This window comes from Nostoc sp., from assembly GCF_036917375.1.
Classification (GTDB): domain Bacteria; phylum Cyanobacteriota; class Cyanobacteriia; order Cyanobacteriales; family Nostocaceae; genus Nostoc.
Map to the genome: position 1 here is coordinate 91,148 of NZ_JBALDN010000001.1, position 14,486 is coordinate 105,633.

Annotated in this window: 11 protein-coding genes and 1 pseudogene; 10 read left to right on the forward strand and 2 right to left on the reverse strand. The window is 42.1% G+C overall.

Translation table 11 applies throughout. From position 1 onward, the window contains the following. The first annotated feature begins 80 nt into the window (after positions 1–80). The 7 genes from alaS (at position 81) to V7K45_RS00435 (ending at position 8,880) form a co-directional block, all read left to right on the forward strand. Entirely contained in the window at positions 81–2,723 is a 2,643-nt protein-coding gene (alaS, locus tag V7K45_RS00405) for an alanine--tRNA ligase (RefSeq protein ID WP_334999309.1), read from the forward strand. A gap of 291 nt (positions 2,724–3,014) precedes the next feature. Further along, on the forward strand, positions 3,015–4,250 hold the full coding sequence (gene trpB, locus V7K45_RS00410; protein ID WP_334999311.1) for a tryptophan synthase subunit beta: 1,236 nt from the start codon (positions 3,015–3,017) through the stop codon (positions 4,248–4,250). A 31-nt stretch (positions 4,251–4,281) separates the two neighbouring features. Next, complete coding sequence (locus V7K45_RS00415) at positions 4,282–5,439, forward strand: class I SAM-dependent methyltransferase (RefSeq protein WP_334999313.1); 1,158 nt, start codon at positions 4,282–4,284, stop codon at positions 5,437–5,439. Positions 5,440–5,597: 158 nt separating this feature from the next. Further along, positions 5,598–5,879 (forward strand): hypothetical protein, encoded by a 282-nt coding sequence (locus tag V7K45_RS00420; RefSeq protein WP_334999315.1) that lies wholly within the window; start codon positions 5,598–5,600, stop codon positions 5,877–5,879. Between the two features lie 434 nt (positions 5,880–6,313). Then, entirely contained in the window at positions 6,314–6,844 is a 531-nt protein-coding gene (locus V7K45_RS00425) for a CAP domain-containing protein (RefSeq protein WP_334999317.1), read from the forward strand. Between the two features lie 768 nt (positions 6,845–7,612). Continuing rightward, positions 7,613–8,161 carry a CAP domain-containing protein gene (locus V7K45_RS00430; protein ID WP_334999319.1) on the forward strand — a complete coding sequence of 183 codons (549 nt, stop codon included), beginning with the start codon at positions 7,613–7,615 and terminating at the stop codon, positions 8,159–8,161. A gap of 89 nt (positions 8,162–8,250) precedes the next feature. Next, on the forward strand, positions 8,251–8,880 hold the full coding sequence (locus tag V7K45_RS00435) for a ribonuclease H-like domain-containing protein (RefSeq protein WP_334999321.1): 630 nt from the start codon (positions 8,251–8,253) through the stop codon (positions 8,878–8,880). A gap of 529 nt (positions 8,881–9,409) precedes the next feature. Here V7K45_RS00435 and V7K45_RS00440 read toward each other — a convergent pair. After that, positions 9,410–9,856 (reverse strand): annotated as a pseudogene (locus V7K45_RS00440) (rhodanese-like domain-containing protein); the annotation flags it as partial. Positions 9,857–10,994: 1,138 nt separating this feature from the next. Between V7K45_RS00440 and V7K45_RS00445 the strand changes: the two are divergent. Beyond that, a complete protein-coding gene (locus V7K45_RS00445) occupies positions 10,995–11,699 on the forward strand; it encodes a response regulator transcription factor (protein WP_334999323.1) in 705 nt (234 codons plus the stop codon). Positions 11,700–11,825: 126 nt separating this feature from the next. Here the strand turns inward: V7K45_RS00445 and pdxA are convergent, their stop codons facing one another. Then, positions 11,826–12,920 (reverse strand): 4-hydroxythreonine-4-phosphate dehydrogenase PdxA, encoded by a 1,095-nt coding sequence (pdxA, locus tag V7K45_RS00450; RefSeq protein WP_334999325.1) that lies wholly within the window; start codon positions 12,918–12,920, stop codon positions 11,826–11,828. A 205-nt stretch (positions 12,921–13,125) separates the two neighbouring features. Here pdxA and petM point away from each other — a divergent pair, with 205 nt between their 5' ends. Further along, positions 13,126–13,230, forward strand: a complete 105-nt coding sequence (gene petM, locus V7K45_RS00455) for a cytochrome b6-f complex subunit PetM (RefSeq protein ID WP_094344256.1) — start codon at positions 13,126–13,128, stop codon at positions 13,228–13,230. Positions 13,231–13,475: 245 nt separating this feature from the next. After that, positions 13,476–14,474, forward strand: coding sequence for an SDR family oxidoreductase (locus V7K45_RS00460; RefSeq protein WP_322672493.1), 999 nt, complete (start codon positions 13,476–13,478; stop codon positions 14,472–14,474). Positions 14,475–14,486 lie beyond the last annotated feature (12 nt).

The following is a 14,486-nucleotide window of genomic DNA, read 5'->3' on the forward strand; positions in this document are numbered from 1 at the left end:
TAAAGCTATTTATAAAAATACACCTACCTAGTGCCGCTACGCCCAAGCCGAAAGTCTAAAGTCTAAAGTTAAAAACACCTATGTCTTCAAATCCCCAGTACCTAAGCGGTAACGAAATTCGCAACATATTTCTCGACTTCTTTGCTCAACGGGAACACCAAATTCTCCCAAGTGCCTCCCTCGTGCCAGAAGACCCAACCGTGCTGCTGACGATCGCGGGGATGCTACCATTTAAGCCAATATTCTTGGGGCAGCGCACGCCAGAATTTAAGCGGGCTACGACTTCGCAAAAGTGTATCCGTACCAACGACATCGAGAATGTTGGACGCACCAAACGGCATCACACCTTTTTTGAGATGCTGGGTAATTTCAGCTTTGGTGATTATTTTAAAGAACAAGCGATCGCTTGGGGTTGGGAAATCTCTACACAAGTCTTTGGCTTTTCCCCTCAAAATCTTGTCGTCAGCGTTTTTAAAGATGATGATGAAGCTTTTGGAATTTGGCGCGATCAAATCGGTGTGCCGGTAGCGAGAATTAAACGCTTGGGCGAAGACGATAACTTTTGGGTGTCTGGCCCGACTGGCCCTTGTGGGCCTTGTTCCGAAATTTATTACGACTTCCACCCAGAACGGGGTGACGAAAATATAGATTTAGAAGACGATTCCCGGTTTATCGAGTTTTACAATCTCGTGTTCATGCAATATAACCGGGATGCATCAGGCAATTTAACGCCACTGCAAAACAAAAACATCGACACCGGCATGGGTTTGGATAGAATGGCGCAAATTCTCCAAAAAGTGCCCAATAACTACGAAACTGACCTGATTTTTCCAATTATCCAAACAGCAGGTCAAATTGCTGGTGTTGATTACCACAGCAGTGATGAAAAAACTAAAACTTCCCTAAAAGTCATCGGCGATCATATTCGTGCTGTTATCCACATGATTGCTGATGAAATTCGCGCTTCCAACGTGGGACGCGGTTATGTACTGCGGCGCTTAATTCGGCGGGTGGTGCGTCATGGGCGATTGATTGGGATTTCTGGCGAGTTTACTACCCAAGTTGCTGAAACTGCGATCGCTCTTTCGGAATCAGCTTACCCCAATGTGCGCCAACGAGAAGCAGCAATTAAAGCTGAGTTGCAACGGGAAGAATCCAATTTCCTCAGAACTCTAGATAGAGGCGAAAAACTGCTAGAAGAAATTATCCAAGAAGTAAAACAGCGAGGGGAAACTCAAATTAGTGGTGAAAGTGCATTTACTCTTTACGATACCCACGGTTTTCCCTTTGAACTTACTCAAGAAATTGCTGAGGAAAACAACTTGACAGTTGATGTTGATGGATTTCAGAAAGCAATGGAAATCCAACAAGAAGACAGTAGAGGCGCACATGAAACCATCGATTTAACTGTGCAAGGTTCCCTCGATAAATTAGCAGAACACATCCACGCTACGGAATTTATCGGATATACCCAACCTGCGACGACTGCGAAAGTCGAAGCGATTTTGGTAGAAGGTGTTTCCCAAGAGGAAGCAGAAGCCGGAACACAAGTGCAAATTGTCCTTGACAAAACGCCATTTTATGCGGAATCTGGGGGACAAATAGGCGATCGCGGTTATATCTCCGGTGATGGTATCGTAGTTCGCGTAGAAGATGTTAAAAAAGAATCTGATTTCTTTGTTCACTTCGGACGCATTGAACGCGGTACACTGCGCGTAGGCGATCGCGTCACCGCCCAAATCGATCCGGCTTGTCGCCGTCGCGCCCAAGCTAACCATACCGCAACGCACCTATTGCAAGCGGCATTGAAAAAAATTGTTGATGAGGGCATATCTCAAGCTGGTTCTCTGGTTTCATTTGATCGGTTGCGCTTCGACTTCAACTGTCCCCGCGCATTGACAGCAGAGGAAGTTCAACAAGTTGAAGAACAGGTGAACACTTGGATTGCTGAGGCTCATGCTGCAAAAGTGGAAGTATTACCAATAGCCGAGGCGAAAGCTAGGGGTGCTGTTGCTATGTTCGGCGAAAAATACGGTGAGGAAGTGCGCGTGATTGACTTTCCTAGCGTATCAATGGAACTATGCGGTGGTACTCACGTAAGTAATACTGCTGAAATTGGCGTGTTCAAGATTATCTCGGAAGCTGGTGTAGCTTCTGGGGTGCGGCGGATTGAAGCTGTTTCGGGGCCAGCAATCCTAGATTATCTGAATCTGCGGGATAAAGTAGTTAAAGATTTGAGCGATCGCTTTAAAGTTAAACCCGAAGAATTACCAGACAGAATCACAAGTCTGCAAAGCGAACTGAGAAATAGCCAGAAGGAATTAGAAACCTTGAAGGTACAGTTAGCGATCGCAAAATCTGACAGCTTACTACAAACAGCCCAAACTGTAGGCGATTCTAAAATTATTGTCGCCCAATTAGAAGATGTCGATCCAGAATCATTGAAAACCGCAGCCGAACGCTTGTTGCAAAAAATCGGTAACGGTGCAGTGGTACTGGGTTCTGTTCCAGAAGAAGGGAAAGTTAGTATAGTTGCAGCTTTTAGTTCAGAAGTGAACAAAAAAGGTTTGCAAGCTGGTAAATTTGTGGGTGCGATCGCTAAAATTTGCGGCGGCGGCGGCGGTGGAAGACCAAACTTAGCCCAAGCTGGCGGACGCGATGCAAGTAAATTACCAGATGCGTTGGCACAAGCAGAAAGTGATTTAAAGTCGGCGTTAGGTTAATAAGCTGCTAACGCGAAACCTAATCTCCAAGCCCCATTTTCTATAGAACTTAGGCACACGCGCTCAGGGGCAATTCATGAATTGCCCCTACTTAAAAATCAGGGTTTCAACTATTACTTTGCATAAGTTCTGTTTGATTTTCAAGGCAGATATATTGTTATTTATTATTCCCCCCTGCTTCCCTGCCCCTCTGCCCCCCTGCCCCCCTGCCCCCTACTTCCTCCCCATTCTCCAGATATGCTTCAGACTTTTCTATAATAATTAAGTCAGTCCCGTCATCAAAAACAGCCTGTGACTACCACTCCCCTATCTCCAAGTTCAACTGCTCAAGTTCCAGATACGCTAGGCCGCTTCGGACGCTTTGGCGGTAAGTATGTACCTGAAACCCTCATGCCTGCACTTGCTGAACTAGAAACAGCTTATCAGCAATACCGCAATGACCCCGGTTTTCAAGCAGAACTACAGCAGTTGTTACGAGACTATGTAGGACGTGCGACACCATTGTATTTTGCTGAACGCCTGACTGCTCATTATGCCCGACCCGATCGCACGGGGCCACAAATTTACTTGAAACGTGAAGATTTAAATCATACTGGCGCTCACAAAATTAATAATGCTGTTGGTCAAGTATTGTTGGCAAAACGCATGGGTAAGCAACGGATTATTGCCGAAACAGGTGCCGGACAACATGGAGTTGCTACAGCTACAGTTTGCGCTCGTTTTGGGCTGGAATGCGTAATTTACATGGGCGTTCATGACATGGAACGCCAAGCTTTAAATGTGTTTAGAATGCGGCTGATGGGGGCAGAAGTGCGTCCGGTAGAGGCGGGAACCGGAACTTTGAAGGATGCTACTTCGGAAGCAATCCGAGATTGGGTGACAAATGTCGAAACGACTCACTACATCCTGGGTTCGGTAGCAGGGCCTCATCCTTACCCAATGATGGTACGTGATTTCCATGCAATAATCGGTCAAGAAACTCGCGCCCAAGCAATAGAAAAGTGGGGTGGATTACCTGATATTCTCTTGGCTTGTGTGGGTGGTGGTTCCAACGCGATGGGACTATTTTATGAGTTTATGAATGAGTCTTCTATACGCTTCATTGGGATTGAGGCAGCCGGAGAAGGTGTCAATACCGAAAAACACGCCGCAACCTTGACAAAAGGGCGCGTTGGTGTGCTGCACGGAGCAATGAGCTACCTGCTGCAAGATGAAGATGGGCAAATCATTGAGGCACACTCAATTAGTGCAGGGTTAGATTATCCCGGTGTGGGGCCAGAACATAGCTATTTGAAAGATACTGGTCGCGCTGAATACTATAGTGTGACGGATGCAGAGGCTTTGGAGGCATTCCAGCGATTATCGAAATTGGAAGGGATTATCCCAGCATTAGAAACAGCCCATGCGATCGCTTATCTCGAAACCCTCTGTCCTCAACTAACCAACAGTCCTCGGATTGTCATTAACTGCTCTGGACGCGGTGACAAGGATGTACAAACGGTAGCCAAGTTATTGTATCCAGGGTAAATCTACATAAAACATCTGGGAAAAAACAATAATGAATCAACAATTCCAACACCCAATGTTACCGCAGCCCACTCACGACGAGTTGGCACGCCAAAACTTTGTGCAAAGTATGAAAATGCACATTTTCAAGAATGTCACTCCTGGTAATAAAGAAATTTATGAAAAACTAGCCAAGCCGAAGTTTGAACAAGAACATCAGCGTCCTCCCCAGAATCGTCATGAAATTCGGGAAGTAATGCAGCACGAACCCTATTATCGCTGGACTAGTGCCCTGAAGCGCATCAACCAGGAAATGTTATGGGATGCTGTAAATGCTAACGTTGACAGACAACTGCCAGAGTTGATTGAGCGTGCCAAAGATAAAGGTGGTGAACTGGGTACTTTAACCCTCGACCCAAATTTTCAAATACCTAATTATCAAAAGGCTGTAGACATTCACTGTATGCCCGGAGGATATCACGGTGAATTCACTGCTGATGATGTCGCAGCCGGTGCAACTTACGATCGCGGCGCTTATGTTTATGGACTAGGTTGGTTGGGGCCGCTCAACGATGATATGGGGCTATCTATAGTCCAAAACTACCTTTTAGCAGAATTTCCCAACTTTCGACCGAGAAAAATCCTCGATATGGGATGTTCTATTGGCAATAGCACATTACCTTATGTCGATGGTTTCCCAGATGCAGAAGTCCATGCTATAGATATAGGCGCATCTATACTGCGTTATGCTCATGCAAGAGCCGAAGCCTTGGGAAAACGGGTACACTTCTCTCAGCAAAATGCCGAACATACTAATTTCCCAGATGAATCATTTGATTTAGTGGTTTCTCACATTTTGCTGCATGAAATCCCTCCGTCATCTGTGCGTAAAGTTATGCAAGAGTCTTATCGTCTACTGGCTCCTGGTGGCATGATGATTCATCTAGAAGCACCCCTTTATCGTCACATGGATGTTTATACACAGTTTATTTATGATTGGGAAACCGCTAACAACAACGAACCTTTCTGGAGTGCTGTACGCGATTTAGATTTGGTGCCGCTAGTTACTGAGGCTGGTTTTGCAGCAGATAAGACATTCGAGAAATTTATCCCGAATGGGGCATGGAAAGCAAAAGAAACTAATGGCCTGTTTAAAAATGGTAACTCAGCCACCCAAGGTACTTGGTTTATGGTTGCTGCAACTAAGTAAGCAAAGAAAGTTTCGTAATACTTCGGCTACGCTCAGTACAAGTTCGTAATGGGCTATGGCCTGCTACGCTAACGTAATTCGTAATTGAGAAAGTCAGATTTTATCTGGCTTTCCTCATTTTGTATGTCTAGTCTTATTTTTGGAGAATTGGTATTAGGATGACAAAAATAGCCAAGGGTAAACGACCTGTTTACTTAGAAAATTCGCAAACTGATAAATTGTTAACGATCGTCATGGCCTTGACTGGTGAAGTGTCCGTGATGCATGAGCGACTAGACACCATTGAACGGTTGCTAGAGGTGAAAGGTATTTTATCGGCTAGTGAGATTGAAGCTTACGAGCCGGATGTCAAAGTAGCCAAGGAACGGGAACAGTGGCGTGCAGAATATATTGCACGGGTGTTGCGTGTGATACAGGAAGAGTTAGAACCCCTTAAATAAACCTACTTGAAATCACGTAGAAATTTGGCTGAATAAATCCAGCCATTTTTTATCCGACATTCCGTATCTTCAACTATCATAATCGGTTTTTACTGCTTTTTGGACATAAAAAAGCTATTTAATATACTTAAGTACAGTAAAATAGCTGAATTTATGAAGGTAAATAAGCATAATCTGGAACTCATAAATTCAAATAAATCTAGTAATTACACTATGTAACAGTCTAAATCTGAAATCTTAAATAAAAATAATCATACTAATGATAGAAGACAAATGTTAATTAAATAGTACTAATTTTGCGTTAAATCGTGCATTGAAACGTTTACTAGTAGTTTTTGAGCAAAAAAGCCCACAATTGAAGCAATTTAGACCTATAAGCAATTTGTCACATTGATATTCGTTGGTTACATTGTCTAAAACTTTACTGCCAACAAATGATCAAACAAATAGTTTACAGCGTTGCTTTAGGCACTATTGCTCTCAGTAGTGGAGCGATCGCTACTTCTGTAACAAATCCAGCTTGTACGCCTGTGCCTTCAAACGTATCAAATAATACTAACCAAATTGCAGCATCTAGTACGGACACTGCTGCTCTAGAACAGTCGATTTTTAACCAAATCAATAACTACAGAGCTTCCCAAGGGCTACCAGCGCTGACTCGTAATTCTGCTATGGATAATCAAGTTAGGCTTCACAGTAAGAACATGGCTAATGGTACTGTTCCCTTTGGACATAATGGATTTTCAGAACGTCTGAATGCAACCGGTGTTTCTTACAGATCGGCTGCTGAAAATGTCGCTTATAACCAGGGATATGGCGATCCTGCTACAGTCGCTGTTCAAGGCTGGCTCAAAAGTCCAGGGCATCTTGCCAATATCAGAGGTAATTATAATTTGACGGGGATTGGTGTCGCTAAAAACAGTCAAGGCGCAATCTACTTCACACAAATGTTCATTCGCCCATAGGTTTGACGCGATGTGCAACTTAATATTCTGATCTAACTTCCATTTCTCTCTCCTGCAAACAGAGAAAGCCTTTAAGTCAATACGCTTGCAATACGGTTCGGATAAGCATTTTTCACTATCCTTGTGGTCCGGGGAAAGGTTAAGGGGTAAAGGGGAAAGGATGTATTCAAAACCTTTCACCTTTCACCTTTCCCCTTTAACCGAACCGTATTGAATACGCTTGGGTTAGTGCCATAAGTCTTAAACTGTGTAGGTTGGGGAGCCACTGCGCCCTTGCGGTTTCCCGACTTGTACCTCCTTCGGGGAAGCAAGTGGCGTTTGAGGAACGAAACCCAACATTTACTGGGTTTTGTTGGGTTGCGCTTTGCTTAACCCAAGCTACAATTTTTCTTGACTGAACTGTATTGGGCTTTGAAATCTACCTATTCCTTATTATTAGGCAAGGAGATTAGGTTTGAGCAAAAATTGCACACAACGTTAGATTTGATAAAGTTTAGGTTTTTTCTCAAATTTTCCAGACTTTAACCTGTTACTAAAGCTTTTGCTTGGTAAATCATGAAAATCTGAAATTATTAGCCAAATTAACCGTGATTTTCATGAAGCTGACTTATTGAAATACTGACAATTGGAAATGATTGCTTGTGTTACTTGTAAAGGATGTAGCCAAATTGCCGAAATTCATCATTACTTAATAGTATTGTGGTATGTATTCTCGGAACAATAGGGTAGAGTAGAAGTCTTATATCTCTACACATTACGCAATTCTCCATGTTCCGACAAACTGCTTTTGGCATCGCTTTAAGTGCGCTTGTCCTTGCTAGTGGATTAACGACTGCTCCGATACCAAATCATACTTCTACGAATACATCCACCCGTAATAAGCTGTTGTCGCTTTTTTCTAGTCAGGTTGCAATATCGACTCCTACTTTTAAAACTACTGAGTTAGAAAAATCAGTATTTGACCAAATTAATCGATATCGGGTTTCTAAAGGACTGCCAAAGTTGACTTTAAATCCAAATTTAACTCGACAGGCAAGAATTCATAGTCAAAATATGGCTAAAGGTAAAACCCCATTTAGCCATCAGGGATTTGAAGGGCGAGTCAAAGCTATCCCGATTCGCTACAACAGTGCAGCAGAAAATGTTGCTTTTAACCGAGGATATAGCAACCCCGTGGAGGAAGCTGTTACTGGCTGGATCAAAAGTCCCGGACACCTAAAGAACCTTAAAGGAAATTACAACCTGACTGGAATTGGCGTTGCTACTAATAATCAAGGCGAGGTCTACCTGACACAGATGTTTTTTCGCACTAGGTAGATTTAATTTCTGATTTTTTTGCACAATAATAATGTAGTGTCTGACAAGACTTTTTTCTGCTGGACACTGCTATTATTTTTGAACAATTGATGACATTACCAGATTTTCAGGTGAGCGATCGCGACCTCAGTGACGCAACCCTTAGCCAGTATTTAGAATCTACAGCGATCGCAGTTGATACAGAAACGATGGGATTATTGCCGCTGCGCGATCGCTTGTGTCTCGTCCAGCTGTGCAATCTTGAAGGGAAAGTGACTGCAATTCGCATAGCGAAAGGGCAAGCTGACGCCCCCAACTTAAAAAAACTCTTGGAAGCAGTCAATGTCATGAAAGTGTTTCACTTTGCTAGATTTGACTTGGCTACTTTGCGAGCCAATCTGGGTATTCAGGTACGGCCAATTTTTTGCACTAAAATTGCCAGTAAGTTAGCCCGTACTTACACAAATCGCCACGGACTCAAAGACGTAGTACAAGAGTTAGAACAAGTGGAACTAGATAAAAGCTCTCAAAGTTCTGATTGGGGTAACGCCGTTAGCTTATCTGAAGCTCAACTAAGTTATGCTGCCAACGATGTACGCTATTTACTTAGCGTGCAGCAGAAGTTAATAGAAATGCTTAAACGAGAAGAACGTTGGCAAGTTGCTCAAGAATGTTTTGATTTTCTACCAACTATAGTTTCCTTAGATTTATTGCAATTCAAGGATCTATTTGAACACTAATCGAATCGGGAATAGTGACAATAAATTTTTATTGCTCGTCAATTCCGACTAGTTATATGTCAAGTTGAAATTGATAGATAAGCAGGTTCGTAGTAAGTACTAAAGTCGTTATTTCCCAAGCACTAAAGTGCTTACTACAAAGCCTCATGCTAAATCACAGCAGATTTCAAGTTAGTGAAATACACAAAGGTTAGTCTCAAAGCCAGGTATGTATAAAGCCTCTTTTACTTCTGGATTCTGACGCCTTGGCGGAGCCTCTCCGGCTCCGCTCCCGAATTCTGAATTCTGCTGTATTTTTTGCCTAAGAGCCAACATTAGAATCATTGGCGTCTCTAGAAGTAGATTCACTAGTGCCTTCTTTGAGGTTACTTGCTTGCTCTTGAATGCCTTCCTTAAGGTTACTTGCTTGCTCTTGAGCGCCTTCCTTGAGGTTACTTGCTCCTTCTTTAAGGTTACTTGCTCCTTCTTGAATGCCTTCCTTAAGGTTACTTGCTCCCTGTTTAATAGATTCCGTGAAGCTAGTACCGCCCTTTTGCAGATTTTCTTGGTGGTTTTTCAGCCGATCTACAACATTGTAGTCATCTGCACCTGCGGGAGTTTTTGATTCAACAATACCTTCTGTTGGGCCACCGATCGCCTTCCATGCGCCAAGACCACCTTTGAGTTGGGAGACATGCTCAAATCCATTAGAACGCAGTTGTTGTGCGGCTTGGGCAGTGTCTTGTTCGTTATCACCGTAAAGGTAAATGTCACGGCTCTTATCTAAAGAAGCTACTGCACGCTCTACCAATTCATCTGCTGGCATTGGCATTGCTCCCATAATGTGACCTTCGTTGAAGGTCGTGCGATCGCGCACATCCAAGATTGTAAAAGCTGGTTCACCCCATTCCAGACGACTCTTTAGGACATGAGCATCAGTTTGAGCTTCTATTGGTGGTTGTGGAGGAATGATGCCGCCTACTAAATTATTAACCATAATTTTTCCTTACTGACGATACTAATAGTAATTTAGCGAACTGAAGATATTGAATTGATCTTTCTCTGGTATGAATATTTTCAAACTCTCCCCTCAGATAGACTGATGATTTTCCCGAAAATCAACCAATTAACCAATTGTAAATAATGCCCTTTGAGAGTATAAAGAGACAATCTTTTATTGAAATTTCATTTAATATATTTAAAGTTTATATTTATTTTATATTTTTGTTACTTAGATATTTTAGATTTTACTGAATTCTTTATCAATCGAAAAAACATCAGTTTAAAATGAAAAATATTTAGTAATAAATATAGTAGTTTATACTTTTTTAATATTAGCGATCGCTAATATTAATGTCTCCTCATTTCCTAGCAAACTCGTAGAGTTATATACAGCAGATTAAAAGTTTGTGAGGTATACAAGCTAAATCTGTTACCCAAATACAAAGGGTGTTTTACTTCTGACTACTGCTGTCAGCAGTACTATTGAAACAAGCTTCCAGCAAGTTATTGACATCATAATATTGCTAGAGCAATTCTTGTTGTTATTTTGCTTTTGTCTGTTAAAGCTGGTTTTGACGCCCTACATACCTTCTGGCGATGCTTTCAGTCCTTTTGTCATAGCTCAGGCTGAAACTTGTAGTATAGTATATGCTTAAGAGGGCAGCTACATGTAAATGCACCAGGGTAGATTTTCGTAGACCTTCTTCAAGAGAACATAGCTATTGGTTATAGTACAGTCGAGTAAGTAGGAGTTGAGAATCTAGATTGGCTGAGAAGTTAGTTTCTGAGCCTTTGTAGAGACCTAATTAACCAGGGAGTGCGTTACTCTTTTAAATTTGTAGCAATTACTGTCGCTTCTAGATGTGTCTTTTAACTATTTGCGGTTACGGAGATGGTTTTTAATTACACTTATTCCAAATGTAAAAATTTAAAATTATACAATATAAATTCAAAACTACGCAAAAATCATGCCATAATTATAAATTTTATCGGCACGATCGCAACCTCAGCCCCGATCGGCTTCATGGAAAATTAAATGTATACAAGTACTACAGTAGCGGTGGTACTCAACAGAAACACGTAAAGTAAAGCTGGCACAACAGCAAATCGCCCAATTTACAATAGATAACATTATGGTTATGGTTACTGCTACTACTCCGAAAATTCTGATCGTTGATGACGACTTCGGCGTTCGAAATCTCGTCTATCGTTTTTTAAGTCGGAAATATCAAATAGAGTCGGCAGCAGATGGTAAAACTGCCTTATCGTTGTTTGAGCAATTCAACCCAGCTTTAGTAATTCTGGATTGGAATTTGCCGGATGTTACTGGTTATAGCCTTTGCCAAGAAATGCAGAGTCGTACTAATGTTTTAGTGCTGATACTGACTAGTAGGACTGACGAGGCTGATAAAATTAAAATCTTAAGCGCAGGTGCTGATGATTTCATGACTAAACCATTTAGTCTTGCAGAAGTTGAAGTTAGAGTAGAAGCTCTTTTGAGGCGGATACGCTACATCAATCCCTCCTCAACACAACGTATCGTTTTCAAACAGCTAGTAATTAATCCAGAGGCCCGCGAGGTAACACTTAACGATAAAACTCTTGCCTTAACAGCACTAGAATTTAATATCTTGCATTTTTTGGCAAGTCATCCTAATCAGGCTTGGAGTCGTCCACAGCTAATCCAAAAAATCTGGGGTTGCGATTACGTAGGAGATGGCCGGGTGGTTGATGTGCATATTGGTCAACTTCGCAAAAAGATGGAAGTCGACCCCAGCATCCCGGAGTTTATAAAAACTGTACGAGGCTATGGTTATAAGTTTGAAGCGCCCGACTAGAATACTAGTTTTTAAGGCTACCCCAGAAGTAGAAACAAGACTGCAAGAAGAAAAAAATGCTTTGAACCATATTCAGAACTGATTTGGTCGTGTATTGAAGATTTTAAGCAAAGCTGCACTTAAAGATTATTGATTATTTTTCTTAGCCAATCTTTGACTAACTAACTCAGCGGCTAAATGTATTGCTGCTTTCATACTCGTAGCATCAGCGATTCCTTTACCCGCAATATCGAAGGCTGTGCCATGATCGGGTGAAGTGCGAACGAAAGGAAGACCTATAGAAGTATTAACTGCCCGATCGAACGCCATCAACTTCACAGGAATTAAGCCTTGGTCGTGGTAAAGTGCCAAGTAGCCATCAGCAGGATTTTGTACTAAAGAATTTCCATACCAAGCTTGACCAGGTTTAACCCACATTGTATCTGGCGGTATCGGCCCATCTAGTTGCAATTGTGGTCGGTTTTGTCGCTCTTGCTCCAACCAGGGAATTAACCAATCTTGTTCTTCATGTCCAAGTTGTCCCTGTTCGCCACTGTGGGGATTTAACCCGGCGATCGCAATTCTCCCTCTATATATACCAAAATCTTTCTCTAAACACTCCACCAACAAATCCAGTTTTTGTGTCAACAACTGCGGTGTCAATACATCGGCTACTTGACGTAGGGGAATATGTGTGGTTGCTAGTATTGCGCGGAGTGTCCAACCAGTATGAGGCGATCGCGCTACAAATAACATCCCAAAACGGTCAACACCTGATTTTTGTGCCAAAAGTTCCGTTTGCCCTGGATAATTATATCCTGCGGCTTTCCAAGCAGATTTAGCGATCGGCCCTGTGACAATACCATCAAATTTACCAGCCAGTGTTTGAGCGATCGCATATTCCATATACGCAAAACTAGCCGCACCACTGGCTGCATTACCTATTCCTGAAATAATTTGATCTTTAATTTTTCCATCCAACGGCACATCGCTGACTGACAAATCATCTGGATTTGCCAAAGCTACTAAATTCTCAGTTAAATTCAGTTTGTAATAAATCTGTGCTAGCAAATCTCCGTTACCGACTACTGTAACGTCATATTCTTTACGAATTTCTGGATCGGCTAAAGCTTTCAAAATCACCTCCGGCCCAATTCCCGCCGGATCTCCGAGCGTCAGCGCCAAACGCGGACGATGCTCTTTCACAAAATTTATTAAATCACCTTGATTATTTTGATACATAAAATATTTTCATAATTATTATCATTAAATCTTCTCGATTTACCCATCTCTCCTTTTGTCAACAGTGGGGATTGCCCCCCAAGCCAGTAGGGATTACCTGCTAAACTAGTTTAAAATTGTTTACACAGGTCTAATCCTAGCAACTGTTGAAAAGCTTCTGGTAGACCTAGTTTACACACCAATTTGCATAAGGAGAATCACACTAATGGGCGGCGAAATTTTGAATGCAGCTCTATTGTCTTTCGGTTTAATCTTCGTAGGCTGGGGCTTGGGCGCGTTGTTACTGAAAATTCAAGGCACAGAAGAATAATTGAGTGCTGAGTGCTGAGTTAGGAGTTAGGAGTTAGGAGTTAGGAGTTATTATTTTCCCCATTCCTTACTCCCTAATCCCTTTTCATCAATATGAGAAAAAAGCTTGTCCGTTAATAGGACAGCTATTTTCTCATGAGTCCACCCAAATAAACTGATTTTCTGAGAAAAGATGTAAACTTTTGTTTGCATAGGTTATTCTGATAACATTCTTTTCATAAAACATTAAAATTTATTACAACCCTCATGACATTATTAATCGTCGGTGCCACTGGCACCTTAGGAAGACAAGTGGCTCGTCGTGCTATCGATGAGGGATATAAAGTACGCTGTCTTGTCCGCAGCAGTAAAAAAGCAGCTTTTCTCAAAGAATGGGGTGCAGAACTCGTCCCCGGAAATTTACGTTACCCCGACACTCTAGCGGAAGCTTTAGTTGGTGTAACCCAAGTTATTGATGCCTCAACCTCTCGCCCTACAGATTCACTAAGTATCAAACAAGTGGATTGGGAAGGAAAAGTAGCATTGATTCAAGCTGCAAAAGCAGCGGGTGTCGAGCGTTTTATTTTCTTTTCGATTTTAGATGCTGATAAATACCCAGAAGTGCCGCTAATGGAAATTAAGCGGTGTACAGAACTATTCTTGGCTGAGTCAGGCTTGAATTATACCATCTTGCGACTAGCTGGATTTATGCAAGGGTTAATCGGTCAGTATGGGATTCCCATTCTGGAAGGACAGCCAGTTTGGGTAACAGGTAATTCTTCTCCCATCGCCTATATGGACACTCAGGATATTGCTAAGTTTGCGATCCGAGCATTGAGTGTACCAGAAACGGAAAACCAAGCTTTTCCTGTAGTCGGTACTCGTGCATGGAGTGCAGAAGAAATTATCAACCTGTGCGAACGCTTATCTGGAAAAGATGCCAGGGTAACGCGGATGCCAATAAACTTACTGCGTGCTGTGCGGGGCATAATGCGGTTCTTTCAGTGGGGATGGAACGTAGCAGACAGGCTGGCGTTTACAGAAGTATTGGCTAGTGGGAAACAGTTAAATGCTTCAATGGATGAAGTATATACAGTGTTTGGTTTAGATCCGCAACAAACCACAACCCTAGAAAGTTATCTCCAAGAGTACTTCAGCCGAATAATGAAGAAACTCAAAGAAGTAGACTACCAGAAAAATAAAAATAAAAAGCAGAAACCTAAAAAAACTCCTTTTAAACAATCTTCAAAAGCCAATAGTCAATAGTCATTACAAAAC